The 25,495-nt window shown below is 69.1% G+C and carries 27 protein-coding genes; 19 read left to right on the forward strand and 8 right to left on the reverse strand.

The features are described from left to right. Position 1: 1 nt before the first annotated feature. Positions 2-814, reverse strand: a complete 813-nt coding sequence (locus BLV57_RS32610) for a MaoC family dehydratase (RefSeq protein WP_176968907.1) — start codon at positions 812-814, stop codon at positions 2-4. Positions 815-1,066: 252 nt separating this feature from the next. Between BLV57_RS32610 and BLV57_RS32615 the strand changes: the two genes are divergently transcribed. Genes BLV57_RS32615 through BLV57_RS32650 form a run of 8 tightly spaced genes read left to right on the forward strand, consistent with a single transcriptional unit; the run spans position 1,067 to position 8,425 of the window. Continuing rightward, positions 1,067-1,408 (forward strand): phosphopantetheine-binding protein, encoded by a 342-nt coding sequence (locus BLV57_RS32615; protein WP_091295578.1) that lies wholly within the window; start codon positions 1,067-1,069, stop codon positions 1,406-1,408. A 35-nt stretch (positions 1,409-1,443) separates the two neighbouring features. Then, complete coding sequence (locus BLV57_RS32620; RefSeq protein WP_091295580.1) at positions 1,444-2,601, forward strand: beta-ketoacyl-[acyl-carrier-protein] synthase family protein; 1,158 nt, start codon at positions 1,444-1,446, stop codon at positions 2,599-2,601. A 3-nt stretch (positions 2,602-2,604) separates the two neighbouring features. Next, positions 2,605-3,285 carry a hypothetical protein gene (locus BLV57_RS32625; RefSeq protein ID WP_091295583.1) on the forward strand — a complete coding sequence of 227 codons (681 nt, stop codon included), beginning with the start codon at positions 2,605-2,607 and terminating at the stop codon, positions 3,283-3,285. Beyond that, entirely contained in the window at positions 3,282-4,001 is a 720-nt protein-coding gene (locus BLV57_RS32630) for an SDR family NAD(P)-dependent oxidoreductase (protein WP_091295585.1), read from the forward strand. The genes BLV57_RS32625 and BLV57_RS32630 overlap by 4 nt, the downstream gene beginning before the upstream one ends. Further along, complete coding sequence (locus tag BLV57_RS32635; protein WP_091295587.1) at positions 3,998-4,906, forward strand: ACP S-malonyltransferase; 909 nt, start codon at positions 3,998-4,000, stop codon at positions 4,904-4,906. Before BLV57_RS32630 ends, BLV57_RS32635 begins: the two co-directional genes overlap by 4 nt. Continuing rightward, positions 4,903-5,952, forward strand: a complete 1,050-nt coding sequence (locus tag BLV57_RS32640; protein WP_091295590.1) for an SDR family oxidoreductase — start codon at positions 4,903-4,905, stop codon at positions 5,950-5,952. Before BLV57_RS32635 ends, BLV57_RS32640 begins: the two co-directional genes overlap by 4 nt. Further along, positions 5,949-6,935: an NAD-dependent epimerase/dehydratase family protein gene (locus BLV57_RS32645; RefSeq protein WP_143047201.1), complete on the forward strand. Its 987-nt coding sequence runs from the start codon at positions 5,949-5,951 to the stop codon at positions 6,933-6,935. Before BLV57_RS32640 ends, BLV57_RS32645 begins: the two co-directional genes overlap by 4 nt. After that, positions 6,932-8,425, forward strand: coding sequence for a PEP-utilizing enzyme (locus BLV57_RS32650; RefSeq protein ID WP_091295596.1), 1,494 nt, complete (start codon positions 6,932-6,934; stop codon positions 8,423-8,425). The genes BLV57_RS32645 and BLV57_RS32650 overlap by 4 nt, the downstream gene beginning before the upstream one ends. 23 nt (positions 8,426-8,448) lie before the next feature. On the opposite strand, the gene BLV57_RS32655 is transcribed toward BLV57_RS32650, so the two are convergent. After that, positions 8,449-8,892, reverse strand: a complete 444-nt coding sequence (locus tag BLV57_RS32655) for a hypothetical protein (protein WP_091295597.1) — start codon at positions 8,890-8,892, stop codon at positions 8,449-8,451. 152 nt (positions 8,893-9,044) lie between these two features. Between BLV57_RS32655 and BLV57_RS32660 the strand changes: the two genes are divergently transcribed. The 9 genes from BLV57_RS32660 (at position 9,045) to BLV57_RS32700 (ending at position 18,605) form a co-directional block, all read left to right on the forward strand. Next, on the forward strand, positions 9,045-9,983 hold the full coding sequence (locus BLV57_RS32660; RefSeq protein ID WP_091295600.1) for a UbiA family prenyltransferase: 939 nt from the start codon (positions 9,045-9,047) through the stop codon (positions 9,981-9,983). Further along, complete coding sequence (locus BLV57_RS32665) at positions 9,970-11,397, forward strand: FAD-dependent oxidoreductase (RefSeq protein WP_091295601.1); 1,428 nt, start codon at positions 9,970-9,972, stop codon at positions 11,395-11,397. Before BLV57_RS32660 ends, BLV57_RS32665 begins: the two co-directional genes overlap by 14 nt. Then, complete coding sequence (locus BLV57_RS32670) at positions 11,394-12,608, forward strand: cytochrome P450 (protein ID WP_091295604.1); 1,215 nt, start codon at positions 11,394-11,396, stop codon at positions 12,606-12,608. Before BLV57_RS32665 ends, BLV57_RS32670 begins: the two co-directional genes overlap by 4 nt. 2 nt (positions 12,609-12,610) lie before the next feature. Next, positions 12,611-13,339, forward strand: a complete 729-nt coding sequence (locus BLV57_RS32675) for a DUF4386 family protein (RefSeq protein WP_091295606.1) — start codon at positions 12,611-12,613, stop codon at positions 13,337-13,339. Next, complete coding sequence (locus BLV57_RS32680) at positions 13,336-13,830, forward strand: nuclear transport factor 2 family protein (RefSeq protein ID WP_091295609.1); 495 nt, start codon at positions 13,336-13,338, stop codon at positions 13,828-13,830. Before BLV57_RS32675 ends, BLV57_RS32680 begins: the two co-directional genes overlap by 4 nt. Before the next feature lie 171 nt (positions 13,831-14,001). Beyond that, positions 14,002-16,227 carry an MMPL family transporter gene (locus tag BLV57_RS32685; protein ID WP_091295610.1) on the forward strand — a complete coding sequence of 742 codons (2,226 nt, stop codon included), beginning with the start codon at positions 14,002-14,004 and terminating at the stop codon, positions 16,225-16,227. After that, positions 16,211-17,224, forward strand: a complete 1,014-nt coding sequence (locus tag BLV57_RS32690; RefSeq protein WP_091295613.1) for a ketoacyl-ACP synthase III family protein — start codon at positions 16,211-16,213, stop codon at positions 17,222-17,224. The genes BLV57_RS32685 and BLV57_RS32690 overlap by 17 nt, the downstream gene beginning before the upstream one ends. A gap of 18 nt (positions 17,225-17,242) precedes the next feature. Then, positions 17,243-17,635 (forward strand): hypothetical protein, encoded by a 393-nt coding sequence (locus BLV57_RS32695; protein WP_091295614.1) that lies wholly within the window; start codon positions 17,243-17,245, stop codon positions 17,633-17,635. Then, positions 17,616-18,605: a copper resistance D family protein gene (locus BLV57_RS32700; RefSeq protein ID WP_091295617.1), complete on the forward strand. Its 990-nt coding sequence runs from the start codon at positions 17,616-17,618 to the stop codon at positions 18,603-18,605. The genes BLV57_RS32695 and BLV57_RS32700 overlap by 20 nt, the downstream gene beginning before the upstream one ends. A 2-nt stretch (positions 18,606-18,607) precedes the next feature. Here BLV57_RS32700 and BLV57_RS32705 read toward each other — a convergent pair whose 3' ends face one another. After that, positions 18,608-19,048, reverse strand: a complete 441-nt coding sequence (locus BLV57_RS32705; RefSeq protein WP_091295618.1) for an SRPBCC family protein — start codon at positions 19,046-19,048, stop codon at positions 18,608-18,610. Between the two features lie 62 nt (positions 19,049-19,110). Here BLV57_RS32705 and BLV57_RS32710 point away from each other — a divergent pair, with 62 nt between their 5' ends. Next, the gene (locus BLV57_RS32710) at positions 19,111-19,734 is read left to right on the forward strand and encodes a TetR/AcrR family transcriptional regulator (RefSeq protein WP_091295620.1); all 624 of its coding nucleotides are present in this window, start codon (positions 19,111-19,113) and stop codon (positions 19,732-19,734) included. A gap of 171 nt (positions 19,735-19,905) precedes the next feature. Then, the gene (locus BLV57_RS32715) at positions 19,906-20,991 is read left to right on the forward strand and encodes an IS701 family transposase (protein ID WP_176968908.1); all 1,086 of its coding nucleotides are present in this window, start codon (positions 19,906-19,908) and stop codon (positions 20,989-20,991) included. A gap of 310 nt (positions 20,992-21,301) precedes the next feature. Here BLV57_RS32715 and BLV57_RS32720 read toward each other — a convergent pair whose 3' ends face one another. From BLV57_RS32720 to BLV57_RS32740, 5 genes are all read right to left on the reverse strand, one after another. Continuing rightward, a complete protein-coding gene (locus tag BLV57_RS32720; RefSeq protein WP_091295623.1) occupies positions 21,302-21,772 on the reverse strand; it encodes a MerR family transcriptional regulator in 471 nt (156 codons plus the stop codon). A 10-nt stretch (positions 21,773-21,782) separates the two neighbouring features. Continuing rightward, on the reverse strand, positions 21,783-22,643 hold the full coding sequence (locus BLV57_RS32725) for an SDR family NAD(P)-dependent oxidoreductase (protein ID WP_091295626.1): 861 nt from the start codon (positions 22,641-22,643) through the stop codon (positions 21,783-21,785). Positions 22,644-22,808: 165 nt separating this feature from the next. Then, on the reverse strand, positions 22,809-23,432 hold the full coding sequence (locus BLV57_RS32730) for a VOC family protein (protein WP_091295629.1): 624 nt from the start codon (positions 23,430-23,432) through the stop codon (positions 22,809-22,811). Between the two features lie 55 nt (positions 23,433-23,487). Continuing rightward, the gene (locus BLV57_RS32735; RefSeq protein ID WP_091295632.1) at positions 23,488-24,084 is read right to left on the reverse strand and encodes a DUF4360 domain-containing protein; all 597 of its coding nucleotides are present in this window, start codon (positions 24,082-24,084) and stop codon (positions 23,488-23,490) included. Between the two features lie 107 nt (positions 24,085-24,191). Then, the gene (locus tag BLV57_RS32740; RefSeq protein ID WP_176968909.1) at positions 24,192-25,475 is read right to left on the reverse strand and encodes an amidohydrolase family protein; all 1,284 of its coding nucleotides are present in this window, start codon (positions 25,473-25,475) and stop codon (positions 24,192-24,194) included. Positions 25,476-25,495: the final 20 nt, after the last annotated feature.

The following is a 25,495-nucleotide window of genomic DNA, read 5'->3' on the forward strand; positions in this document are numbered from 1 at the left end:
GTCAGTCGTTGCCCGTCATACGGAACCAGGTGCTCTTCAGCACCGCGCGGCCGTCCAGCTTGGCGCCGACCAGATACGTTCCGCTCGCGCCGCCTTGGTGCGCGGTGAATTCGACGGCGTCGCCGGGCAGCACGGGCCGGGTGAACCTCGCGCGCAGATACGAAAGCCTGCCTTCGGGGCGCGTGCGCAGTTTGTTCGCGAGCGCACTGATCCCGGTCGCGAGTGTGCACATCCCGTGCACGATCCTGCGCGGATGACCCGCCTGCCGTGCCAGATCGTCATCGAGGTGCAACGGATTGTGGTCATCCGCCGCGTCCGCATAGCGCTGAGGCAGTTCTTCGCCGAAATGCTTTTCAAGCCGGACGACCAGGTCCTTTTTGGTCGGCTGGGTATAGCGCCTGCGGTCGGGCGCGAGGCCGCTGGCGCCTTGGACGGCGAGCGTGCTCTCCATGACCACGATGTCACGCCCGTCCTGATCGGACAGTGCACACCGGATGATCGCGGCGTCACCGAATCCGAAGCCGACGACGTCGCGGACGACGGCGTGGCCGGTCAGCTCCTCGCCGATCCGCATCGGACGGTGGAACAACATCCGTTGCTCCGCATGCAAAACCAGCTGATCGGCCGTGCCGAGCTCGGGCGCCTGGTAGATCCGGCGCCACAGCCCGGCCACGAGCTTCACCGCGAAGAACGGCGGCGCGACACCCTCGGGTGACTCGTCGCCGACGCAGCTCGCGTACGCCGCGCTCTCCGCCGCGTCGACGATCAGTCCCGGCTGGTGGTACTTCCTGCCGACGAGTGCTTGACGGTTCACCTGTTGTCCTCCCAAGACAATGCCTGCCCGGTGCGCCAGGTTACCCACTCGGCTTTACAACGGAAGGCGCAAGTGCGGAACTGGCCATCACCGATTTCCGCTATCTGCGGTTGTAGTGCCGACTGCGCCCAAGTGCGGAGGTAGGAGTTGAGAACCCGCTGGCCCACAGTGTTTAGTAGCCACCGCGTGCCCCTCGTTCGCACCGCATGTCTGTCTTGAAACAAGCAGAGCTGAAAACTGAGGAGAATCACGATGTCCTTGAACCGCGAAGAGATTTTCGAGCGCCTGCGCATTCAAATGTCGAAGCACCTCGAAATCGACGTGGAAACGATCGAAATGGAATCGCGGCTCGTCGACGACCTGGACGCGGACTCGCTCGACCTGCTCGAGCTGATCCTCGCGCTCAAGGGCGAGTTCGGCATCGGTGTCAACGACGGCGAGGTCAAGCAGCTGCTCACCGAGCTGGCCCGATTCCTGCCGGACGCCAAGGCTTCCGGTCAGCTGACCGACCAGGAGCTCGCCGAGGTCTCGCGCCGCCTGGCCGTGACCAACATCGTCGACTTCATCGCCGACCGCATCAGCGCGACCGTCTGAGACCGGCGGCAGCACGCGAGCCACGGGAGTGACCAGTGGGTGAACAGGTATGGATCACCGGTATCGGCGCAGTGACGCCAGCCGGGTGGACGGCGGCGGAGACCTGGTCGGCGGTGGCCGCCGGTAAACGGTTCGGCCAGGCGCTGCGGCGGTTCCCGCTGTTCGACGCGGCCACCAAGGTCGGCGCCCCGGTGCCGGGCCGCGAACTGGTCGCGTCCGAGGGCTCGCACGCCATCGAGTTCGGCATCGCCGCGGCCGGCGAGGCGCTGACCAGCGCCGGGCTGGCCGAGGACGAGGCCATCGACGTGGCGATCGTCGCGACCCACGGCGAGCGGCAGCTGCCGGGGCCCGGCCGCCCGGCGCAGCTCGGCAAGGTCGCGGACATCGTCGCGGCGGTGCAGGGCAGGGCGAACGCCGCCCGCCGGACCGCGCTGTACGGCGCGTGCGCGGGCGGCGGGCTCGCGGTCGGCTCCGCGGCCAAGCTCATCCGCTCCGGGCAGGCGGACATCGTGCTCGCGGGCGGTACGGACAACCTGTTGCGGGAGATCGACTTCTTCTCCTTTTGCAGCCTGTACGCGATGACCTCGCGCGACTGCCCGCCGGAAGAGGCGTCGGCCCCGTTCGACGCGCGGCGTGACGGCTTCCTGCTCGCCGAAGGCTCCGGGTTCGTTGTGCTGGAGTCTGAGCGGCACGCGCGGGCGCGCGGCGCCGAGCGACTGGCCACTGTGGACGGTTTCGGCTTCTCGCAGAACGCGTACCACATGGTCGCGTCGCCACCGGACGCGCTCGGCCCGCAGTACGCGATGCAGCGTGCGCTCGACGACGCCCAGCTCAACCCGGCGGACATCGACTACATCAACGCGCACGGCACCAGCACCCGTGACAACGACTGGTGCGAGACGCTCGCCATCCGGCAGGCGTTCGGCGCCGAGGCCGACGGCATCCCGGTGAGCTCGGTCAAGGGCGTGCTCGGCCACAGCATGGCTTCGGCGGGCGCGATCGAGACGGTCCTTTGTGTCCAGGCGCTGCGTGACCAGATCGCGCCGCCGACGGCCAACATCACCGTGCCGGACCCGAAGTGCGACCTCGACTACATCCCGAACGGCGCCCGTGAGATGAAACTGGACAAGATCGTGAACAACAGCTTCGGCTTCGGCGGCCACAACGCTTCGCTGATCCTGGGCAAGGGGTGACCCATGCGGGAAATCGGTTCGTTCGACCAGTTCTCCGTCATCGCGTCACTCGGCTCCGACGAGCTGCCGGAGGATCTACGCGAGTATTCCAAGAAAGCCTCGCAGCGCAAGGTGAGCAGGCTGCTCGACCGGGTCTTCTACGCGCCGTACGTCGCGGCCGTCGAGCTGCACAAGCAGCACGGGTTCGGTGAGCTGGACCGGATCGCGCTGTACACCGTGAGCGGCTGGGACCCGTCGATCCCGGTGCCGGACTACGCGTTCGAGGACGCGCCGGACCGCGTCGAGAAGCTCAGTCATTTCTACACCCACCCGGCCAATCCGACCGACTGGCTGCGCCGGATGCCGAACAACCCGATCTGCAACATCGCGATCACCACGCTGTTCCGCGGGCCGTGCATGCACTACATCGGGGACGCCGAGTCGCTGTCGATGCTGACCTCGATCGCGATCAGCACGGTCGCCGACGGGTCCGCGGACGCGGCGATCGTCGTCGCCTTCGACCTTCCCGAGGGCGAGCAACATTTGCTCGCGCACGAGGGTGACTCCAGCGCGGCGGCTGTCCTTATCGGACCCGGCGGCCAGGGTCCTTCGGCGGGCGGACTGGTCGAAGCGGGCAAGCCCGGCACGTCCGCGCTCGCGGCCATGCAGGAGTTCATCGTGGGCACGAGGGCGGGTGCGCGATGAAGACCGCCTTGGTCACCGGCGCCTCGGGCGCGCTCGGCGCGGCGATCGCGAAAGTGCTGGACGGCAAGGGTTACCGGCTCGCGCTGCACTACTCGGCCAACGAGGAGAGCGCGCGCAAGCTCCAGGCCGAGCTGACCAACGAGTCCATTGTGGTCCAGGCGGACGTCGCGGACTGGGAGTCCGTCAAGGCGATGGACGAGACCGTCCACGGTGAACTCGGCGTGGTCTCGGTGCTCGTCAACTCGGGCGCCATCCGCAAGGACGGCCTGATGGCCACGCAGTCGGTCGCCGACTGGCACGAGACCATCCAGACCAATCTGATCGGCACCTTCCACACCTGCCGGGCCGTGCTGCCCGGGATGCTGCGGCAGCGCTGGGGACGGATCATCAACGTCGTCTCCCCCGCCGGGCTCATCGGCAGCCGCGGCCAGACCGCGTACTCCGCCTCGAAGGCGGGCGTGATCGGGATGACCCGGTCGCTCGCGCTGGAATGCGGCAAGCGCAAGGTCACGGTGAACGCGCTGTCGCCGGGTTTCATGGAGACCAAGCTGACCGACGAGGTCCCCGAAGAGGTGCGCAAGGCGTTCTACGACCGCACCGCGATCCGGCGCTTCGGCACCCCGGACGAGGTCGCGGCCGGCGTCGGCCTCCTGGTCGACGCCGAGTACATGACCGGGCAGGTGCTGTCCATCGACGGCGGGATCTCGATCTCATGACCGATCACATCCTGCCTGGCGTCGCTTTTCCCGGCCAGGGCAACAAGCCCGACGCGACCGTCGCCGCGCTGCGTGAGCATCGTGGACACTTCCTCGTCGCGGAGTTCCTGCTCCGCAACGGCACGGTCGATCCGTCCACAGTGGATCTCGGCGACACTTCGGTGTCGCAGCCCGCGACCTACGCGGCGGGCATCGCCTCGGCCGAGTGGATGCTCGGCAAGGCCGCCCCGGTTCCGCTCGTGCTCGGGCACAGCCTCGGCGAACTCACCGCCGCCGCGTACGCCGGGATGATCGACCCGGCCGACGGTTTCCACCTGGCCGTGCGGCGCGGTGAGATCTGCAAGGCACAGCAAGGCATCCGCGCCGGGGCGATGCTCGCCGTGATGGGCACCGACATCACCGGCGTGGAATGGCTGCGGCGCCAGGCGATCTGGCGCTCCGGCGCGATACTGGAGGTCGCCGGGCTCAACGGCCGCAGGCAGACCGTGCTCTCCGGTGACGTCGCGGCCATCGAAGCGGGGATCGCGATCGCCGCCGAAATGGGCGTGCTGGCCGAGATCATCCCGGTCGGCGGCTCGTTCCACAGCCCGCTCATGCTCGACGCGGTCGCCGAGTGGCGCGAGACGGTCGACTCGGTCGAGTTCACCACCGGCCACACCCCGCTGATCTCCACTGTGGACGGCCGGGTGCACACCGATCCGGCCGAGGTCAAGGAACTGCTCGTCCGCGCGCTGCTGCTGCCGGTCCGCTGGCTGGACGCGCTGCGCGCGGCCCGCGACTTCGGCGTCACCACGCTGTGGGACGCCGGTCCCGGCCGCACGCTGGAAAAGCTCGGCCGCCGCGAGGGCGTCGTCGAATTCGCCAGGCTGACCCAGCCACTGGCCGCTTTGGAGGCAGCCGAATGACGCTGTTGGTATCCGGTGGGACGGGGTTCCTCGGATTGGCACTGCTGCGGCAAGTCCGCGAGCCCGTGGTCGCGGTCATCCGCGGCAACGACTTCGAGCACCGCGCCCGCTCGCTCGCCCGCAAGAGCGGCGCCGAGATCGAGGGTGTGCGGGGCGATCTGTCCCTGCCGAACTGGGGGCTCACCGACGAGAAGATCGCCGAACTGCGCGGCCGGATCCGCGCGGTCGTCAACGTCGCCGGTGACGTCGCCTGGTCCGCGCCCTGGTCACGGCTCGCGCAGATCAACATCGACGGCGCCGCGCACGGCGCCGAGCTGGCCCACCGCCTGAACGCGAAGCTACTGCACGCGGGCTCCCTCTATGTCGGGTACGAGTCCGGCGACGAGGTCGGCGAGGTGCTGCTCGAGGAGAAGGAAGGCCTCACCAAGTACGAGCGCAGCAAGCTGCGAGGCGAGTGGGCGGTCGCGCGCGCTGCGAAGAAGTACGAGGTGCCGACCGTGCTCGCGCGCATTCCCGCGCTGTCGGGCGACCTCGACCCGGTCGAGGGCGACAACGGCGCGAAGAAGGTCCCGCTGGCCAGGCTGATCACCAGCGGCTGGTGGCGGGTGCTGCCGTACGCCACCGGCGCGCGGCTCGACGTCTGCCCGCGTGACCTGGTGGCCGCCAAGCTCGTCGAGCTGCTCGGCGAGGACCACTCCGAGCTGGTCGACGTGCGCAATATCGGCCAGGCCGCGGCGGCGCCGTTCGTCGAGTCGTTCATCCGGGAGGCCGCGGTCGCCAGCGAGCGCGAGCCGCGGTCGTTCCCGCGCCCGGTGCGGATGCCGGCGACCTGGCTGAAGGCCGTGTCCAAGCAGGCAGACCGGCTCGACGAGCATCCGAAGAACGCGGCGGCCATCGGCCTGCGGTACTTCGCGTCGCGGACCGTCTACACCGGATCCGGGCTGGGCCGCGAGGTCTCGGTGCGCAGCCTCGTCAAGACGCTCGGCATGCCGCTGCACGACGATCCTCCGAAAATCAACGGTTTCTACGCGGGGTGGCCGACATGAGCGTCCTGATCATCGGTGCCGGCGGGCAGCTCGGCTCGGCGCTGGCCGAGTCGGCCGCCAAGCAGGACCTCGAGGTCGACGGCCTGGTCCGCCGCCCGGCGCCGCGCATCGAGAGCTTCGGCAAGGTGCATGTCGGCGACGCCAGGCGCGCCGGGCTGGGCCTGGCCGAGGACGAAGCGGCCGAGCTGGCGGGCAAGGTCGAGAGCATCGTCGTCACGGTCGGCTCGTTCGACCTGTCGATCTCGCTGGCCCGCGCGCAGGCCGAGCACGTCGTGCCGCTGCGCGGGGTGCTCGACTTCGCGAAGGGCTGCGGCAAGCTGCGCAACGTCGTGCTCGTGTCGAGCCTGCTCGCGCTCGGCGACGTCGACCAGCGGCTGCGCAGTGACTTCATGCCGCCGGGCATGCGGCACCGCAACTTCTACGAATGGGCCAAGCTGCACGGCGAGAAGCTCGCGCAGGCCTCCGGGCTGCCGGTGGACATCGTCCGCGCCGGGCACATCGTCGGCACCGGCGACGCTCCCCCGCAGGCGCTGTTCGAGCTGCTCAGGATGCTCGCGGCGGGCTGGCCGCTGCCGGTGGTCGGGTCCAACCGCTACTGGGCGTGCCCGCCGGACTTCGCCACCGACGTGATCATGGACAAGGTCCGCCACGGCACCGGTGGCTCTTCGATCTGGGCCGTCGACCCGGCCTCGCCGACGTACGCGGAGATCTTCGACCTGATCAACGCGCGGTTCGGCGTGCGCACCAAGCGGGTGCGCAGCGCGAAGCTGGCCCGCGCGCTCGGCGCGGTGGTCAAGCCTTCGTGGCTCGACCTGCCGATGTCGCGTGAGGTGTTCGACTACTGCACCGCGCGCTGGGATCTGGAACTGCGGTGCCTCACCGCGCTGCTCGACACCGGCCGGGTGACCGCGCCGTCCGACCGCGGCTACCTCGTCCGCGCGCTCGACCACGAATTCGCCCGACTGCGGGAGCTGCTGCCGTGACCACACTTCCGGGTTTCTCACTCGACACCCCGCCGACCGACCGCCACACCATCCACAGTGGACACAACTTCCGCGAGGTCGCGCCCGAGCTGATCTCCCCGCTCGCCTGGTCGATCATCGGCGCCGGGATGGAGCAGGGTTTCCGGGGCGCGGCGCAGAAGTTCGGCAGGGAGCGCCCGCGTGGCGCGCGGCCGTACTACGTCAGCTACTTCGGGTTCCGGCCGTTCTTCAACATGACCACCATCGAGCGGCTCGCCGACGAGCTGCCGCTGGTCGACCCCGAGGACATCTGGGAGCTGCTGCTCGGCGGGCCGGCGCCGGACGTCAAGCGCGAGAAGCGGCCGAGCCAGCTGCACCGCTGGAGCAGGCTGCGCGGCGGGCTGTCGTTCCTCGGCTCGAACGCCGACGCGTTCGGGAAGGCACAGGCCGACCTCGCCGCGGCGGAGAACGCGACGCTCGACGCGATCGACTCCGGCAGCGCCTGGCAGAACGGCGTGGCCTGCGAGAAGGCGATCCAGGCCGGGCGCTCGGCGTGGGCGTTGCACATCCGCACCACCTGCGTCGCGTATGTCGCGGCTTCGGCGGCCAAGCGGATCCTGCGGCTGCAGTACGACGAGGACACCGCGCTCGAACTACTGCGTGCGAGCGCGCACCGCGACGACGACGGCCAGGGCGCGAGCGCCAGGGCCGGGCTGCTGACGGTGGACCTCGACCGGCTGAACAACTACGAGGTCGCGGACGGCACGTCGGCGTTCGGGCGGTTCACCTCGGCGAGCCTGTCCTCGGCGGCTTCGCTGCTGCGTGCTTCGCCCGCGCCGGCCCGGAGCGCCGTCGTGCCCGATCATGTGGGTGTTCCGCTGGGTACCGCGCTCGGGCCGCTGTACGAACGCGTCATCAAGTTCATGGGGCTCGCGCTGGGTGAGCGTGAACGGTCCAAAGAGGTCGGTCTGCGGGCGCTGCACTGCACGCGCGTGCTGCTCGACCACGGCGCGTTCGGCACGGACCTCGAAGAGGCTTCGCTGCTCGGCGTCGACGAGCTGCGGTCGGCGACCGCGGTGGAGCGCAAGCGTCTCGCGGCCATGCGGTCCGAGGAGCTGGAGGCCGCGGCGGCGCTGGACTACCCCGTCGACCTGCAGCATCAGCCGCGCGGGCTCACCGAGGCCCGGCGGACCAAACGGCATGGCGGCGGTTCGGGCAACGCGCTCGCGCCCGGCTGGGCCGAGGGCACGCTCGTCCGCGAGAGCGACGGCGAGGAAGGCCGGATCGTGGTCGGCGACCGCGTCGACGGCAACTACGTGCTCGCGGTGCTGCCCGACGGCGTGGTGAGCAAGTACGGCAGTGTGCTCTCGCATGTGGCGATCGTCTGCCGCGAACTCGGGATCCCTTTCGTGGCAGGGGTTTCCGTGCCGCCGGAGGACCTGGGCAGTCATGCCATCGTGGACGGCTGGACCGGCGCCGTCACCGTCACCCCGAAGACGGTGGCGAGCTGACCATGATCCAGCCGATACGGCGCTCAGCGGGCGGGTGGCACAGCCCGCCCGCTGAGCGCGCGGTGCGCGGCGCCGGTCACCAGCACATACGTGGCATGCTTCACGAAGTCGACGGCCAGCTCCCGCTTGCCGATCCTGGTGTTCTTGGCCTTGCTGGCCGCGAGCAGCAGCCGCCACGGCAGCCAGATCACGGCGAGATGCGCGACTTCGGCCTTGGCGCCGGTGAGCTTCTTCGCGACGAGAGCCCTGGCGATGCCGCCCCAGGCACCGTAACCCCAGTGCAGGGACGCGTTGACCATTGTGGACTTCGCGCTCTCCGGCTCACGCGCGGTGAGCGCGGTCAGCGGCTGAACCGACTCCTGGCGCACGGCCCGCTTCTTCAGCCGGGAACTCAGGACGGTGTAGGCGGCGGTACCCGCGAGCCCCGCGACAACTCCGGCCGCGAGGTCGTTCTTCTTCGTACTCATAGGAAAAACCCTATGTCACCCCCAACTTCGAGCGCCCCCGCAAGTGCGGGACTAGAGCCCGAAAGTGGCTTTCGTCAGGTCCTATCTGACAAAAGTGGCTTTCGGGCTATCACATCTGACGAAAGTCACTTTCGGGCTCAAGGGGGCGAGCGATGACGGTGGTCGGTGAGGCGCCGGCGATCTCGGCCGGGCAAAGGGTTCAGGCGTTCGCCAGGCTGGGCAAGGTCAAGCTGTTCGAGATCTGGCTCGGGCCGGTGCTGGCGTGGTCGCTGGTGATCGGGGCCGGGCTGGTCGACGTGAAGTCCGGGGTGCTGTGCGCGTTGTTCTTCGGCGCGCTCGCGACCGGGATGTGGGCGACGCACGCGTTCGACGACATCACCGGGTTCAAGGACGGCAGCGACGTCAGGACCTACGCGCCCGAGCGGAAGCGCAGCCAGGTGAAACCGTTGGTGCACGGGCATCTTTCGGTCAAGCAGGCGCAGGTCTTCGCGTACACGACCGCCGCGGTCGCCATCGGGTGCGTGGTCGCGTTCTGCGCGGTCACGGCGTTCCGGCCGTGGTGGCTGTTCGTCGGCGGGCTGGCCGTGATCGTGTTCGGCGCGCAGTATTCGGCGGGCATCAACTTCAGCTACCGGTTCATCGCGGGCGGGGAGACGCTGACCGGCGTCACGCTCGCGGCCAGCGTCATCCTGCCGTACGCGGCCGCGTTGCAGCGGGTCGACTGGGTCGCCGTCGTGCAGGGCGTGCTCTTCGGGACCTGGCTGGTGCAGGTGCTGATCTGCTCCAACAGCGCCGACGCCGAGGACGACCGCCAGGTCGGCAGGCGGACCGTCGCGGCGCGGACGTCCGTGCAAGGCAACAAGATCTTCGTCGCGTCGGTGTTCGGGTTCACCTGGGCGCTGGCCATCGTGGCCGTCGCGACCGGGGTGATGACGTTCTGGGCGATCCCGGCGCTGCTGCCCGCCTGGGCACTGCAGGCGTACGTGCTGCGCAACGGGATGCGCGGCCAGTGGCGTAACCGCCGCAACTACGGCTTCCAGGCGTTGCGGCTCGCTATCGCAGGATTGGTGATCGTCAATGTCCTCACCTAAGAAGTCCTCACCCAAGACAACCGATGTCGTCGTGGTAGGCGCCCGGATCGCGGGCGCCTCACTGGCGATCCACCTGGCCAGGGCCGGGTTCTCGGTCACACTGGTCGACCGCGCCAAGTTCCCCAGCGACACGCTGTCCACCCACCTGATCCAGGTCAGCGGCGTGCGCTGCATGCAGCAGCTCGGCGTGCTGGACGAGCTGGTCAACACCGGCGCCCCGTTCCTCACCGCGATGCGGCCGATCTACGACGGCATCAGCCTCGACTCCGTCGTCCAGGCGCACGAGGACTGGCCGCCGGGCGGGGTCAGCATCAACCGCAACCTCCTCGACAAGATCCTCATCGACGTCGCCGAGAAGGAAGGCGTCGAAGTCCGCCTGCGCACCACGGTCACCGGGGTGCGCAAGGACATCACCGGCCGGGTCACCGGTGTCGAGCTGCGCGGCGGCGAGACGCTCGGCGCGCGGCTGGTGATCGGCGCGGACGGCCGGAACTCCAAGGTCAGCGAGCTGGTCGGCGCGCGGACCTACAATGTCACCGCGAACCAGCGGTTCGTGTACTGGGCGGACTACGAGGGCGCCGTCGAGCCGGGCCCGGCCGCCGTGCACCACTACCGGTCCGGGCCGGACCTGACGCTCGGTTTCCGCTCCGACAGCGGCCGCTTCACCGTCATGGTCTCCCCCGGCCTCGACGAGTTCGCGGCGTTCAAGTCCAACCTGCCGGAGAGCTTCGACAACGCCGTCGCCGCCTGCGAGCCGCTGAAGCCGTTCATCGCCGACGCCACCCGGGTCGGCGGGCTCACCGGAACCGCTTACGTGCCAGGGTACTTCCGCGACTCGGCCGGTCCGGGCTGGGCGCTGGTCGGAGACTCCGGGCACTTCAAGGACCCCACGGTCGGACAGGGCATCTCGGATGCCTTGCGCCAGGCCGAAAAGCTGGCCGGGTTCATCGCGGGCGCCAACCTGCACGACCGCGCGGCCACCGACCGCGCGCTCCAGCGCTGGTGGCGCTGGCGTGACCGTGACGCGACCCCGATGTACTGGCTCGCCTGGGACCTCGCCAAAGCCGGTCCGATGGCGCCGCTCGAACGCGAACTCCTGCGCTGCATCTCCGCGAATCCCGTGCTGCGGCATCGATTCGTCGACGAAGTGCTGTCGCACCGGGCTTCCCCCTACGCGGTGCTCACCCCCGCACTGATGCTCAAGGCCGCGGCCGGGTTGCTGCGCCGCGGCGAGCTGAACGCCAGGCAGACGGCCGCGCTCATCGGCGAGCGCGTCAAGCTCGAAATCCAGCGGCAGTGGCTGCTGCGCAGACCGAAGTACGCCCCGCTGCCCAAACCACCCGGCAAGGCGGCCCGCGACGGTGACGCGTGGGCGGGCGACATCCGGCACGACGATCTTGTGGAGCGACGATGACGACAGTGGAGACCGTGGACTTCGCGCTGGACGACCCGGCGTTCCGCGCCGACCCGAACGGCATGTGGCGGCGGCTGCGCGAGCAGCACCGCATCTTCTGGCACGAGGGGTTCAACGCGTACGTCGTGCCGAGGTACGACGACGTCGCCGAGGTGCTCAAGAGCAGCCGCTGGCACGTGCGCCCCGGCGCCGACTTCATCGAGCGGCAGAAGGCCGCCAACGAGACGGTCGACCAGCTCATGCAGGGCTTCTACTACTTCCTCGACGAGCCTGCCCACCGGCGGCTGCGCAGTGTCGTCTCGACGACGTTCACCCCGCGCATCGTGACCGGTTTCCGGCCCCGTATCAAGGAAATCGCCGACGAGCTGCTCGACAAGTCACTCGGCGAACGCGGCGAGATGGAGTTCATGGCCGATCTCGCCTATCCGATGACCATCCGCGTGGTCACCGAGATCCTCGGCGCCACCAGCCCCGAGGACCAGGCGTTCTTCTACGAGAAGGGCGCCGCGCTCGCGGGCCTGCTCGAGTGGGACGCGCCCGCCGAGCGCGTCGAGGCGGGCGGCCAGTCGATGCTGGAGATCAGCGAGCGCTTCGTCGACATCCTCGAAGCCCGCCGCGACAAGCCGGCGAACGACCTGGTCAGCAGCCTGATCGCGGCGCACGCCGAGGGCCGCGCCTCGGACAGCTTCGAGATCATCTTCATGTGCGTCCTGCTGGTCACGGTCGGCTATGAGACGACCATGAACCACCTCGGCAACGGCGTGCACTCGCTGCTCACGAACCGCGACCAGTTCGAGCGGATCCAGCGCGAGCCCGGCCTGGTCGTCCCCGGCGTCGACGAGCTGCTGCGCCACGAGGCGCCGGTGCAGGTCACCGCGCGCAAGGCCATGGAGGACATCCAGGTCGCGGGCACCACGATCCGCGAGGGCGAGATGGTGGTCGTGCTGCTCGGCGGCGCCAACCGCGACCCGAGTGTCTTCCCCGAGCCCGACCGCCTGGACCTGACCAGGGAGAACGCCAACCGGCACATGACGTTCGCGCACGGCCCGCACTTCTGCCTCGGCGCCGCGCTCGCCAAGGCGGAGGCCGAGATCGTCTTCGGCGCGCTCGCCGAGCGGTACCCGGGCGTCCGCATCACCGGCGCGCCCCAGTGGCGTGAAACCTCGATCCTCCGCTCGCTCGACAAGCTCCCCCTCGGTCTGGAGAAGTAGACATGACAAGGCTCAACGACCCGCGTGTGCTGCGGCTGGGCGGCTGGCTCGCGATCGCGGGCACGATCCTCTCGGTCGTGGTCAACGCGCTGCATCCGCACCAGGACATCGGCACCGACCCGTTCATGGTCGAGGTGCACGAGGCGGGCGGGATGTGGATCCCGCTGCACTACGGCATCTCCGTCGCGGTGGTGCTCGACCTGTTCGCCATGCTCGCGATCGGCAAGACACTGCGCGGCATCGACCGGCCCGACATCGTCCGTTACGCGAACGGGACCGCGGTGGTCTCGGCGGCGGTGATGCTCGTGCTGATGGGCATCGACGGCTTCTCCACCAAGCACATCGCGGACTTCTACGTCGCCGCCCAGGGCGCGGAGAAGACCGCCGCGTATCCGGTGGCGTACCTGATCTTGTTGCTGCTGCTGGCTTTGCTGGGTCTTTGGTACGCGTTGTTCTTCGGCGTGGCGATGCCGCTGTACTCGATCGCGATGCTGCGCAGCACCTTCTACCCGCGGTGGCTCGGCCTGCTCGGGCTGACCGCGGGCATCGGCGGCCTGATCACCGGTTCGCTCACGTATCTGCTCGGCTCGTCGTTCCTGGTCACCACGCTGATGTTCCTGCTGTTCTCCTCACTCGGTTTCCTGTGGCTGCTGCTGGCCGGTGTCCGCCAGCTCAAGGTCGCTTCCGAAGAGGCCAAGGTTCCCGAGACCGCCGAAGGAGCCTTGCGATGACGACCGTGACCGATCCAGCGGTGGCGGTCGTCCAGCGGCTTTACGACGCCTACAACAAGCAGGATCTCGACGGCGTGATGGCTTGCTGGCACCCTGACGGCACGGAATTCCTGCCGCTGGTCGGCGAGATGGCCCCGGACCGGCTTTGCGAGCACCTCAAAGGCTTCTACGCCGCGTTCCCCGACGCGCGCACCGAGGTCGTGAGCATCTTCTCCGACGGAGAGGGCCACGTCTGCGCGCAGGTCCAGCTGTCCGGCACGTTCACCGGCGGGAAGTTCGACGGCCTGATCGCCAACGGCGCGCACTGGTCGGCGCGGATGGCGGAGGTGTTCACCGTCACCGGCGGGCTGATCCTGCGGATGGACGCCTACATGGACAGCATGGACCTCGCGCGCCAGCTGAACCTGCTGCCGCCCACCGGCAGTCCCGCCGAACGGTTCATGCGCGGCGCGTTCAACCTCAAGACCCGCCTCGGCAGGCTCTTCCACTGATCAAGGGGTCGTGAGTGGTATGGCCGGTTCTAACCGGCCATACCACTCACGACTCTTTGCTATGTGCGTAGTTGGCCGTGGCTTGCCGCCGCGCGATTGCCGCGTCCGACGCGCCGACCCTATGCTCGGATTCGGTTGGGTGGGCCTTTCTCATAGGGTGGTCGTCTTCAGGTGAAAGAATTCACGAAGCGGAAATCGAAAAACGTTCTGTACGCCGCGATCGCCATCTTGTTCGTGACGCTCGGCGTCGGAATCGGAGTCGTTCCCCACCTTTCCGGCGGCGGTTTCGACGCCAGTGACACCGAATCCGCGCGGACCACCGAGAAGCTCGAAAAGGAATTCAAGGTCGGCGAGTCCGACGCGGTGTTCCTGCTGACGGCGAAGACCGGCACGGTCGACGGCCCGGAGGCCGCGGCCGACGGTTCTTCGATCGCGGGCGACCTCAAGCGCGAGCCGATGGTCAAGTCGGTCGTCTCCTACTGGGAGGCCAAGCAGCTCGGCGGGCTGCGCAGCAACGACGGCGCCTCGGCGATCGTGATCGTCCAGCTCGACGGCAGCCAGAACGACAAGAGCGAGTGGCTGCGCTCGATGCACGAGCGCTACGACGCCCACCAGGGCGCGGTCGGCGTGCGCATCGGCGGCAACGCCGAGGTGTTCCGCGCCATCCAGGACCAGATCATGGCCGACCTGCTGCTCGCCGAGGCCATCGCGGTCCCGATCAGCATGCTCCTGCTGCTGTTCGTGTTCCGCAGCGTGATGGCCGCGCTGCTGCCCATCGCGATGGGCGCGCTGTCGGCGTGCGTGACGCTCGCCGTGCTCCGCCTGCTGACCACGTTCACCGAGGTCTCGATCTTCTCGCTCAACCTCACCAGCGCGCTGGCGCTGGGCCTCGGCATCGACTACGCGCTGCTGATCGTCACCAGGTACCGCGAAGAGCTCGCACTCGGCCGGACCGTGGACGACGCGGTCAAGCGGACCATGAAGACCGCCGGGCGGACCGTGCTGTTCAGCGGCATGACGGTCGCGCTCTCGCTCGGCACGCTCCTGCTGTTCCCGCTGCCGTTCCTGCGCTCCTTCGGCTTCGCCGCCGTGCCGGTGGTCTTCGTCGCGATGCTCGGCGCGCTGCTGGTGCTGCCCGCGATGCTGAAACTGCTGGGCCACAAGGTCGAAAAGGGCTCACTGCACCGGCTGCCGAGCATCAACCCGAGCGAGCGCAGCTGGGAACGGCTGTCGCAGTGGACGATCCGGCACAAGGCTCCGGTCGCGCTGGCCGGGGTGATCGGCTTGGCGCTGCTGGCGATCCCGTTCTTCCACGTCAGCATCGGCAAGTCCGACGACCGGGTGCTGCCGCAGGACGCGTCCGTGCGCGCGGTCGGGCAGGAGATCCGCGGCAACTTTCCCGGCAACACCGCGTTCCCCGTGAACGTCTACCTGCCGGAACTCGGCAAGGCGCCGGCCGATCAGCAGGCGCTCAACGAGCTCTCGGTGAAGATCTCCGGGCTGCCCGAGATCGGCCTGGTCCGCGGCGGCGAGGGCATCTACGAAAAGGGCAAGCTGGTCCAGCCGATGCCGGGCGTGGCCGCGGTCATGTCGACCGAGCACAGCTCGTTCCTGTCCGTGCTGCTCCGGCCCGACATCGAGGTCTACTCGACCGAGGCGGCCGACGCGATCACGAAGATCCGAGAGCTGGGCGGCGCCCAGCACGCCATGGTCGGCGGCGAGTCGGCGCGGCTGGTCGACAACAAGGACGTCATCGGGCAGCGGCTGCCGATCGCCATCGGGCTGATCATCCTGTTCACGCTGATACTGGTCTTCCTGCTCACCGGCAGCGTGGTCGTGCCGATCAAGGCGCTGGTGCTGAACCTGCTCAGCCTGACCGCCACCTTCGGCGTGATGGTGTGGGGCTTCCAGGACGGCAACCTGGCCGGGCTGCTCGGGTTCACCTCGTCCGGGTATCTCGACAACGCCATGCCGGTGCTGATGTTCTGCGCCGCGTTCGGGCTGTCGATGGACTACGAGCTGTTCCTGGTCGCGCGGATCCGCGAGGAGTACCTCAAGTCCGGCGACAACAACACCGCGGTCGTCGAGGGGATCAAGAAGACCGGCGCAGTGTTCACCTCCGCTGCGCTGCTGCTGGCCGTGGTGTTCGCGGGCCTGATCGCGTCGAAGGTGTCGATCATCCAGATGGCCGGGCTGGGCATCGTGCTGGCGATCCTGCTGGACGCGACCCTCATCCGCTCGATACTCGTGCCGTCGCTGATGAGCCTGATGGGCAAGGCGAACTGGTGGGCGCCCGGCTTCCTGCGCAAGGTCCACAACCGGTTCCAGCTCTCGGAAGGCCCGGCAGCCGGCGAGCCCGACCAGGCGCCGAAGGTGCGCGATGCCGTCAACCACTGACACCTGGCTGGTCTCGACCGCGACGTGCCTGCCCCCGCCGGTCAGCGCGGAAGACGCGGTGGCGCGCGGGATCTTCAACCGCAAGAGCTTCCGCCGGTGTGAGATCGAGGCCGTCCGCGTGGCGGGCGAGGAGTCCGCGCCCGAGATGGCCGCCACCGCGGCGGCGGAGGCGTTGACCGGCATCGATCCCGGGCGGATCGAGCTGCTCCTGCACGCGAACATGTACTACCAGGGCCGCGAGATGTGGCCGGCGGCGTCGTACGTGCAGCGGGTGGCCGTCGGCAACCGCTGCGCGGCCATCGACGTGCGGCAGATGTCCAACGGGGGCATGGCCGCGCTGCATCTCGCCAAGTCCTTTGTGGACGGCCGGTCCGACGAGACGCTCGCGCTGGTCACCACCGGCGACAAGTTCTGCGAGCCGGGCTTCGACCGCTGGAACACCGACCCCGGCACGGTCTACGCCGACGGTGGCACGGCGGCCGTGGTGTCCAACCGGCCCGGGTTCGCCAAGATCCTTTCGCTGGCCATGGTTTCGGACTCGTCGCTGGAGCAGATGCACCGCGGCACCGACCCGTTCGAGACCGCGGCCTCGGTCTCACCGCAGCCGATCAGCCTGGAGCTGCGCAAGGACCAGTTCGTCGACACGGTCGGCATGCAGTTCGCGATCGACCGGGTCGACCGCGGCCAGGACGAGGTCATCGACCAGGCGTTGAGCGAGGCCGGGATCAAGCTGAGCGAGATCGACTGGTTCGTGCTGCCCGCGTTCGGCAGGCGGCGGCTCGACCTCGGGCTGTTCCGCAAGCTCGGCGTCGATCCCGGGCGCACCACGTGGCCGTGGGCGCGCCAGGTCGGCCATCTCGGCGCGGGCGACCAGATCGCCGGGCTGCACCACCTCGTCACCTCCGGTCAGGCCGTGCCCGGCCAGACCTGCCTGCTGATCGGCACCGGCGCCGGCTTCTCGTGGTCGTGCGCCGCCGTCGAGATCCACCGTCCTTGAGCCACGCCTGGGAGAGAAATGCCTGCACTGAGCCGACCGGCCGCCTTCATCGTGGTCGGCGTGCGGATCGCGGTGAGCCTCGCGTTCGCGGCGCTGCCCGACCGGACGATGACCGGGCTGTTCGGTGTCCCGGCGAAGGGCAAGGCCGCCAAGGCGGTGGCCGTGCACTACGTGCTGCGTGACCTGGCGCTGGGCGCGGGCCTGTGGCGTGCGCTGCTGCGGCGGCGCGGTGAGCGGGCGTGGATGGTCGCGGGCACGGTCGCCGACATCGTCGACTACGCCGCGATCGTCGCGACGGCCAGCCGCAAGAAGCCCACTGAGCAGAAGTTCCTGATCGCGCAGATGAGCACCGTGGTGATACTGGACTGCGCCATCGCCGCGACGGTGGGCCGTGCTCCGGTCAACGACTGAGCGGTCTCCGGGCGTTCTCGCGCCCGCAGCCGTCGCGGCCGGCGGGGCGCTCGCCGCGGTACTGCTCGGGACGGCTTTCGTCACGGTCACCCCGATTCCCGGCCTGCTCTCGCCGGGCGACGGCGTCCGCTTCGGGCTGCCGGTCGCGAAGGCCACGCTGAACCTGGCCGGGGTGGCGACGATCGCGTTCCTGCTCACGCCGCTGCTCGGCGGCCCTGACCGCTGGCGTCGCTGCGCGGTGCTGAGCAGCGCGCTGTGGTTCGTGGCGGCGCTCGTCGCGTTGTGCTTGCACACGGCCGAATTGCGGCCGGGGCGGACGCTCGACCTGTCGGCGGTGGCCACGTTCGCGACCACCGTGACCACCGGGCAGGCGCTGCTCGGGGTGCTGGCCTGCCTGGTGCTGCTGCTCGCCTGCACGGTGCTCGGCGTCCGCAAGCCCGGCGCGGTTCCCGCCGAACTCCGGCTGATACTGGCGTTCGCCACGCTCGTGCCGTTGCCGGTGACCGGGCATTCCGAAGCGTCGGCCGCGCACGGTGTCACCACGCCGATGCTGCTGGTGCACGTGGTCGCCGCGGCGGGCTGGCTCGGCGGCCTGTTCGCCGTCCTTTTGGGACTCTCGGCCGACCGGAAGTCGATCGAGACCACGCTGCCCAAGTTCTCGATGATCGCCACCGGCGCGCTCGCCGCCAGCGCGGTGACCGGTGTGGTGCTCGCCCTGATCCAGCTGCTGAACAGCCGCTTCGGGCTCGCCGGTCTGGTCACCACGCAGTACGGGCAGCTGTGCCTGGCGAAGGCGGCGTGTCTGGGCGCGGCCGCGTGCCTCGGCGCGCACATCCGGTTCCGGCTGCTCCCCGCGATTTCGGCGGGCGTCGGCTCCGCCGTCGCGCGCTGGGCGACGGCGGAGCTGGGCCTGCTCGGGTTCGCCTTCGGGCTCGGCACCGCGCTGGCGAGGACCCCGGTCGGCGGGTGAGCTCAGGACTCCAGATGGGCCTTGAGCCTGGCGAGCTCCGCGGGCACGTCCTTGGCCAGCCACCGGTTCAGCAGCGGGTCCATCAGCCACGAAAACGGCTTGGCGAACGTGAATTCCAGCCGCCTGCGCACCCGTGTTCCGGAGCCATCGGCGGTGCATTCGAGCAGCCCCGCGAACCCGGCGACCCGGTCCATCGCGCTCGGCACCGGGGTGATGTTCACCCGCTCCCCCGGCGTCAGCGCCACCCGCTGCGTGGTCATCGGGCCGGGCAGTCCCATCAGCTTGGGCCGGAACCGGAACGTCGTGATGCCCGGCTCCCGCTTCACCCACTTGATCGTCTTCAGCCGCGGGTCGACCGCGCGATAGGCCTCGACATCCATGATGAAGTCGAGGATCTCCGCCGCGGGCCTGGCCACCACCGTGGTGGCTTCACCGACTGCCATCCGTCCCCCTTACACGCGTTAGCTTGACAGCTGTCAGGTAGCACTCGTAGGCTACCTGACAAATGTCAGGCAAACCAGTGCGTCCACCACGGGAGCGGCTCTCGTCGAGCGAGCGGCGTGCAGTGATCCTCGCCGCCAGCACGCAGGTCATCGCCGCGCAGGGCTACGACAAGGCGTCCATGCGCGACATCGCCAAAGCCGCGAACGTCACCACCCCGGTGCTCTACGACCATTTCTCCTCGAAGACGGACATCTACCTGGAGGTCGTGCAGCACCACGCGAGCAACCTGATCGCGAGCTGGAGCGAGACGAAGGAGGCAGGCAGCGCCGAGGAGTTCTTCGTGCAGGCCACCACCACGTTCTTCACCTGGATCAAGGAGAACGAGCTCAGCTGGCGGATCCTGTTCCTGGATCAGCCACGAGCACCCGAGGCGATCGAGATCAACCGGCAGGTCCGCAGGCTCGCGGACGAGGCGATGGCCGCGATGATCACCCGCTTGCCGCCGCTCGACCTGCCGGAGTCACTCGACATCGAGGTCGCGACGAGGGCGATCTCCGCGCAGGTGACCGGGGCGGGTAACGCTTTGGCGACCTGGTGGTGGGAAAACCGTCATATTCCGGTCAAGACTGTTGTAGAACTGAACCACGGACTGGTCTGGTCCGGTTTGGAACGTCTCATCAAATGAGACGGCAGTACCAGCTGTAGAGGGATTCTTGCCGCCGGGGGGCATAGCGGAGTCGAGGGGCACAAGCAAGAAACACTCACTGATTGTTTCTTCTTTTCGGCTGAATGAACTTTATGGGGGGCTTTACCAATGGGGAACGTCAACAAGACTCAGTACGAACAATGGTTGAAAGTGGTATATGACCGAATAGCACCGAACTTCACCCGCGCGGAACCCCGCCGCCGGGCCTGGACTTATCTGCTGGACCTGCCGAGCGCCTATTCGGCAGGCCTGCGTGGCGGCGACAACGTCGGCCACTACGAAGGCGAACGCCGCGCCGACGGCGCCCAGCGGCTGCTGACCTCGGCGCAGTGGGACGAATCTGTCGTCCGCGACGAGCTGCGCACGATCGCCGTCCAGCACGGCGGCCACACCGGCGGCAGCTTTTACGTCACCGAGGTCGCGTTCCCGAAGAAGGGCCGCAGCGCCGTCGCCGTCGAACGCCAGTACAGCAACGACACCAAGAAGGCCGAGAACTGCCAGATCGGGCTCGTCCTGTTCTACGTCACCATGGACGGTCTCGCCTTCCTCATCGACCGCGAGCTCTACCTCCCGAAGAGCTGGGCCGACGACGCGTCCCGCCGCCGCCGCGCCCGCATCCCCGCCCACGTCACGTATCGCAGCAAGTCCACCATCGCCGCCACCATGATCAACCGCGCCCTCAAGGTCAACATCCGCCCGGAGTGGGTCGCGATCTCGTTGGTGTGCACCGAAAAAGCCCAGCTGCACCACCTGCTCCGGCAGAAGCAGCTCCAGCACATCATCACCAGCACCGCCGGCGAGCTGCACACGGGTTCGTTCGGCACCCCGTTCACCACCCCGCACACGACCTTGCGCCTGAAGGCCTCCCCGCCTGGCCACGAGGTCTACACGTACCACCGCGACGCACTCCACCGCTTCGCGGCCGAACCCGCCGAAGCCACCAAGTTCGACACCGCGTTCCTCGTCACGGCGACCGCGGGCCACTACGCCAAGCCCCGCTCGTACTTCCTGGCCCACACCCGCCGTCACACCAGCCTGGCCGACGTGGCCCCGATCGTCTTCCTGATGGAGTCGGCAGGCGCGTACTGCCGACTGGCCAAAGAGGACATCGGACTCGGGCATTACGAGGTCCGCAGCTGGCGAGGCTGGTACCGCCACATCACCCTGGCCGCGGCGGCCCACACCGCACTCGAGCTAGCCAAGTCCCACAGCCGCCGCGCCGCCCTGGCCGGCTGACCCGCCCAACACCCGGGGGTCGTGAGTGGTACGACCGGTTCTAACCGGCCTAAACACTCACGACACCCGGGTCACCAGCGAGAGTTCGCGGCCGCCTGAACCGACGGCGTGGCTTGCGTTGTCAATCGACGCGTGAGCACGCGAAACCCGAGTCTGGGCCATCCACTGGCCCAAACTCGGGTTTCGCGAAGGCCGGGCCACCGTCAGCGGGGAGGGTGGACGTAATGAGCGGGGCGTATGCGTCGCTCAGCGTTGTGAACGCCCCGTTCACAACGTTCGACTGGCCCTGCGGCACCCGCCGAACAGCGGGTCACTGGACGTCGGGGCCGGTCGTGCCGCCGTAGGTCGCGATCTTGTACTCGGTCGCGGTGAGCGACAGCGTCAGCTCACGAATCCGCCGCCGGATGGTGTCCCGGTGCTCGATCAGCATGTCCAGCCGCTCGGGCACCGTCTCCGCGCCGGCGTCCACCAGCGACACGTAGTGCTGCAGGTCCCGCATCGGCATCCCCGACAGCCGCATCCGCGTGAGGAAGACCAGCCGCCGCACCGCTTCCTTGTCGTAGAGCCGGTACCCGTTGGCGTCGCGCGCCACCTCGACCAGCCCGGCCCGCTCGTAGTAGCGCAGGGTGTGCGGCGTGAGGTCGAGCAGCTCGGCGACCTCGGCGATCGCCAGCGGCGCGGGTATGTCGGCCAGGTCGGTGAGGAGGTGGATCACCTCGACCGAGGCCTCGTCGTCGCCGAGCGAGTCGAGTGCGCGGGTCATCAAGTCGTCGGTGGCCATGATCAGCAGCCTAGACCGGCCGGACCGACGCCGGGACGCCCTCGAAGTCGGCGCTGCGCGCGGTCTCCGCCCAGCGCTCGACCTCGGCGAGCCCCCGCCGGTAGGCGCCCGAGATCCGTTCGACGGCCTCGCGGCCCAGCGCGAGCCGCAGCGGCACGTCGTCGCCGTGGGCCAGCTCGACGATGATCTCGGCGGCCTTGACCGGGTCGCCCTCCTGCTTGCCGTCGACCCCGGCCAGGTCCCCGCGCACGGCGGCGAGGATGTCGCGGTAGGTGTCGGTCGCCTCGGCGAACTCGAGGACGTCGGAGGCGTTGAAGTCGGTGCGGAACCGGCTGGGCTCGACGAGCATCACCCGGATCCCGAACGGCGCGACCTCCCCGGCCAGCGCCTCGGACCACCCCTCGAGCGCGAACTTCGACGCGCAGTAGGCGGAGACGCCGGGGTACGCCATGCGCCCACCCTGGCTGCTCATCTGGACGATCGTGCCGCTCTTCCGCTCGCGCATGCCGGGCAGCGCGGCCCGGACGAGCGCGGCGGGGCCGAACAGGTGCAGGTCCATCAGGTCTTTCAACGGCGCGTCCCCGACTTCTTCGGCGGCACCGACGATGGCCCGGCCCGCGTTGTTGACCAGGACGTCGAGGCGGCCGAAACGGTCGACGGTGGCCTGGACGAGGCCGTCGGCCGCGGCGGTGTCGCGGACGTCGAAGGCCTTGACCAGGCAGGTGCCCGGGTAGGCGGCTTCGAGGTCGGCGACGCTTTCGGGGCGGCGGACGGCGGCCACGACGTTGTCGCCGCCTTTGAGCGCCGCCTCGGCCAGTGCACGGCCGAAGCCTCGGGAAGCGCCGGTGATGATCCAGGTCTGTGTTGTCATGAGAAGGACGCTATGGCTTTGAGCGCGCTCAAACGCAAGCCTCGAATTCGCCTTGCCCCGGACTCTCCTCGACGGAGTCCGGAGCCGGGCCCTCGGCCTCCACCGGGGCCTCGCCGCGCTCCTCGGCGAGAGCGGCGAGCATCCCCGGCAGGTGATAGAGGCACATCAGGACGCGGCCGCGAGGGAAGCGGCCTCCCACGCGAACCCGTCCGGGTCCGTGAACGGCCCGGCGCCGCCGATCGCGATGCGGTGCGAACCAGCGCCCTCCGGGGCCACGCCCGCGTCCTTCGCCAGCGCCTTGTGCCGGTAAAGGGCCAGCTTGACCGGGCTCGAGCCGCTCTCGAACTCCACGTACATCCGGCCGAAGCTCTTGCCGACCGTGAAGCCCTGCTCGGTGTAGAAACGCTTGCTGGCGGCCACGTCCGCGACGCCGAGCAGCAGGACCATGTCGTCGAACGTCTTGGACGCCGGGGCGGTGTCCTTCTTGGCGGAGGTGGCGATCTTCCAGATCGTGCCGTCAGGGGCTTGGACGGTGCCGCCGTAGCCCCACATCGACTTCGTGGCGGGCTTGAGGGTGGTGGCGCCCGCGGCGAGTGCGGCGTCGATGAGGGCGTTGACGTTGGCGGGCTGGGACACGGTGAGTGACAGGGTGAAGCCGCGGAAGCCAGTGGTGGGCTCCTGCGACGGGCGGACGCGGAGGCGGGAGCCGAGGCCGAAGGCCGTGTTGTAGAAGCGCTCGGCGGCGGGGGCGTCGGCCGCCTCGATGGTGATCGCGGTGATTGAGGTCATGCCGGTAACGCTAGGCGCGGGGCGGTGACCTGTGCTTCTTGATTCCTGATCGGTCTCAGCAGGGCTTGACGGCGAACTCGTACTTCGCCCGGAGCGCGCCCCGAGAGGCGTCCGCGACGAGGAAGCTGCGCTTCGACGGGTCCGTGGTGCGGACTCGTAACTCCGCGTTGATGTTGAGGTTGCGGTCGTCTCCGCACGGGGAGTAGACGATCTCGGCGGGGCGGTAGTCCGAGCGCCACTCGCCGGTCAGCGGGCCGGTGAACGGGTGGTCCACCGCCACGGTCGGCGAGGTGCCCTGGAAGTAGAAGCTGACGCGGTGCAGGGCGGACGCGCCCTCTTCCACGTGCGCGAACCCGGTGTACGAGGTGGCCGCGAGGCCGTAGGTGTAGCCGGGCGGGAGACTCACACGCAGGCTCAGCTGGCAGTTCCTGCGGGAGTCGGCCGGGTTCGCTCCCCCGCCCGCCTGCGCGAAGAACGCGCGGTAGGACACGCTGAACGTGTTACCGCTGGCCGACGTGTCCGCGGTGCCCGCGGGGCAGCCCGAGCCGTTGACCGAGGCGACCTCGACGCTCGCCGGGACCTCGTCCGTTCCGGTGGCCGGGACGACCGCTGAGGAGACAGCCAGAAGTGTTGCCGCAGCCGTGGTCAGCATGAGGAGCCTCTCTGGATCCGTGCGCGGTGACGGCGGTAGCACCGAAAACGGTATCGGAAGCCGCGGCGGCGGAACTCCGCCAGAAGACGGATCCGCCGCCGCGCCGCTCAGCCGAGTACGGCGCCGCCGAGGATGACCGTGCGGACGGTCCTGGTGTTGGCGATGTCGTCGAGCGGGTTCGCCTGGAGCAGCACCAGATCCGCGGTCATGCCGGGCGCGATGGCGCCGAACCTGTTGCCCGCGCCGAGAAACCGCGCGGGCGCGACGGTCGCGGTGCGCAGCGCCTCCAGCGGGGTCAGCCCGGCGCGGACGAGCAGGCCCAGCTCGTCGTGCAGGCTGTGGCCGGGCACGAACGTGTCGGTGCCCGCGAGCAACGGGACACCGGCCCGGTGCAGCTCGCGCACCAGATGCAGGCTGTGCTCGAACACCTCCCGCTCGCCCGTCCCCGCCGACCACGAACCGACGCGGGACCATGCGGGCCGCAGCGCCGGTTCGATGTCCGGAAGGTATGGGGTGAGCGGAAAATCCGGGGTGCCGACCGTGGACTTGGCGTGCAGCACCGCCAGCGTCGGCACATGCCAGGTGCCGCGTTCAAGGAACACGTGGCACAACGCGGCCAGCCGAGCGGGATCGTGTGTGGTGGCGGCCAAGTGATTGAGCCTGCCGAACTCGGCGAACATCGCCGCAGGATCACTCGGATCCAAAGTGGACAGACCACGCCGGATTTCGGCTTCACGAGAAGAAGTGCCCAGTGCCAAGCCATCCAGGTGTTCCACACTGTGCTGCCCGGACAACGCGGCCGTCTCGATCGGCACCTCGAACGGCACGTGACCGGCGAAGGGAACGCCCGAGGCGGCGATGGCGGCGTAGGCCTCGGCGGGCAACCCCGAGTAGACCTTGAGGAACTCGGCGCCGTCCGCGACGCTGCGGGCCACGGCAGCCTTGGCGTCTTCGGCCGTCGTCACCGCGATCGAGCCGGGGCGGGTCGGCCTCGGTCCGTCCAGGATCGGGCTCGCGAACACCATCCGGGGTGCTTGCCAGTCACCACCGTGCAGCTTGGCCTGCCATTGGGCGTGCACGGGCGCGGCGCCCATGTGCCGGATGCCGGTGACGCCGCGGGCGAGGAACTTCGGAAGGGTGGCCTCGTCGAAGGTGTGGACGTGCATGTCCCAGAATCCGGGCAGCGCGACCAGGCCCGCGCCGGGCAGCACTTCCGCTTCGGGATCTCTCAGCGCGGCGCCTACTCGCACCACGCGACCTTCGGCCATGAGGATGTCTTGACCGGTGCTCACCGAGCCGGACGCGGGGTCGACCACATCGACCTCGGTGACCAACAACGGCTTACGAGCGCGGAAACCGGCCAGTTCGGGAATCGCACGAAACTCTGTCATGCCCTCCCAGAATAACATCT

It is taken from the genome of Amycolatopsis xylanica (assembly GCF_900107045.1).
Lineage (GTDB): Bacteria > Actinomycetota > Actinomycetes > Mycobacteriales > Pseudonocardiaceae > Amycolatopsis > Amycolatopsis xylanica.

Coding starts and splice junctions, on each gene's coding strand:
- BLV57_RS32615 (WP_091295578.1), top strand. CDS start 1,067: ATGTCCTTGAACCGCGAAGAGATTTTCGAGCGCCTGCGCATTCAAATG.
- BLV57_RS32625 (WP_091295583.1), top strand. CDS start 2,605: ATGCGGGAAATCGGTTCGTTCGACCAGTTCTCCGTCATCGCGTCACTC.
- BLV57_RS32630 (WP_091295585.1), top strand. CDS start 3,282: ATGAAGACCGCCTTGGTCACCGGCGCCTCGGGCGCGCTCGGCGCGGCG.
- BLV57_RS32635 (WP_091295587.1), top strand. CDS start 3,998: ATGACCGATCACATCCTGCCTGGCGTCGCTTTTCCCGGCCAGGGCAAC.
- BLV57_RS32640 (WP_091295590.1), top strand. CDS start 4,903: ATGACGCTGTTGGTATCCGGTGGGACGGGGTTCCTCGGATTGGCACTG.
- BLV57_RS32645 (WP_143047201.1), top strand. CDS start 5,949: ATGAGCGTCCTGATCATCGGTGCCGGCGGGCAGCTCGGCTCGGCGCTG.
- BLV57_RS32655 (WP_091295597.1), bottom strand. CDS start 8,892: ATGAGTACGAAGAAGAACGACCTCGCGGCCGGAGTTGTCGCGGGGCTC.
- BLV57_RS32660 (WP_091295600.1), top strand. CDS start 9,045: ATGACGGTGGTCGGTGAGGCGCCGGCGATCTCGGCCGGGCAAAGGGTT.
- BLV57_RS32665 (WP_091295601.1), top strand. CDS start 9,970: ATGTCCTCACCTAAGAAGTCCTCACCCAAGACAACCGATGTCGTCGTG.
- BLV57_RS32670 (WP_091295604.1), top strand. CDS start 11,394: ATGACGACAGTGGAGACCGTGGACTTCGCGCTGGACGACCCGGCGTTC.
- BLV57_RS32675 (WP_091295606.1), top strand. CDS start 12,611: ATGACAAGGCTCAACGACCCGCGTGTGCTGCGGCTGGGCGGCTGGCTC.
- BLV57_RS32680 (WP_091295609.1), top strand. CDS start 13,336: ATGACGACCGTGACCGATCCAGCGGTGGCGGTCGTCCAGCGGCTTTAC.
- BLV57_RS32690 (WP_091295613.1), top strand. CDS start 16,211: ATGCCGTCAACCACTGACACCTGGCTGGTCTCGACCGCGACGTGCCTG.
- BLV57_RS32695 (WP_091295614.1), top strand. CDS start 17,243: ATGCCTGCACTGAGCCGACCGGCCGCCTTCATCGTGGTCGGCGTGCGG.
- BLV57_RS32705 (WP_091295618.1), bottom strand. CDS start 19,048: ATGGCAGTCGGTGAAGCCACCACGGTGGTGGCCAGGCCCGCGGCGGAG.
- BLV57_RS32710 (WP_091295620.1), top strand. CDS start 19,111: ATGTCAGGCAAACCAGTGCGTCCACCACGGGAGCGGCTCTCGTCGAGC.
- BLV57_RS32720 (WP_091295623.1), bottom strand. CDS start 21,772: ATGGCCACCGACGACTTGATGACCCGCGCACTCGACTCGCTCGGCGAC.
- BLV57_RS32725 (WP_091295626.1), bottom strand. CDS start 22,643: ATGACAACACAGACCTGGATCATCACCGGCGCTTCCCGAGGCTTCGGC.
- BLV57_RS32730 (WP_091295629.1), bottom strand. CDS start 23,432: ATGACCTCAATCACCGCGATCACCATCGAGGCGGCCGACGCCCCCGCC.
- BLV57_RS32735 (WP_091295632.1), bottom strand. CDS start 24,084: ATGCTGACCACGGCTGCGGCAACACTTCTGGCTGTCTCCTCAGCGGTC.
- BLV57_RS32740 (WP_176968909.1), bottom strand. CDS start 25,475: ATGACAGAGTTTCGTGCGATTCCCGAACTGGCCGGTTTCCGCGCTCGT.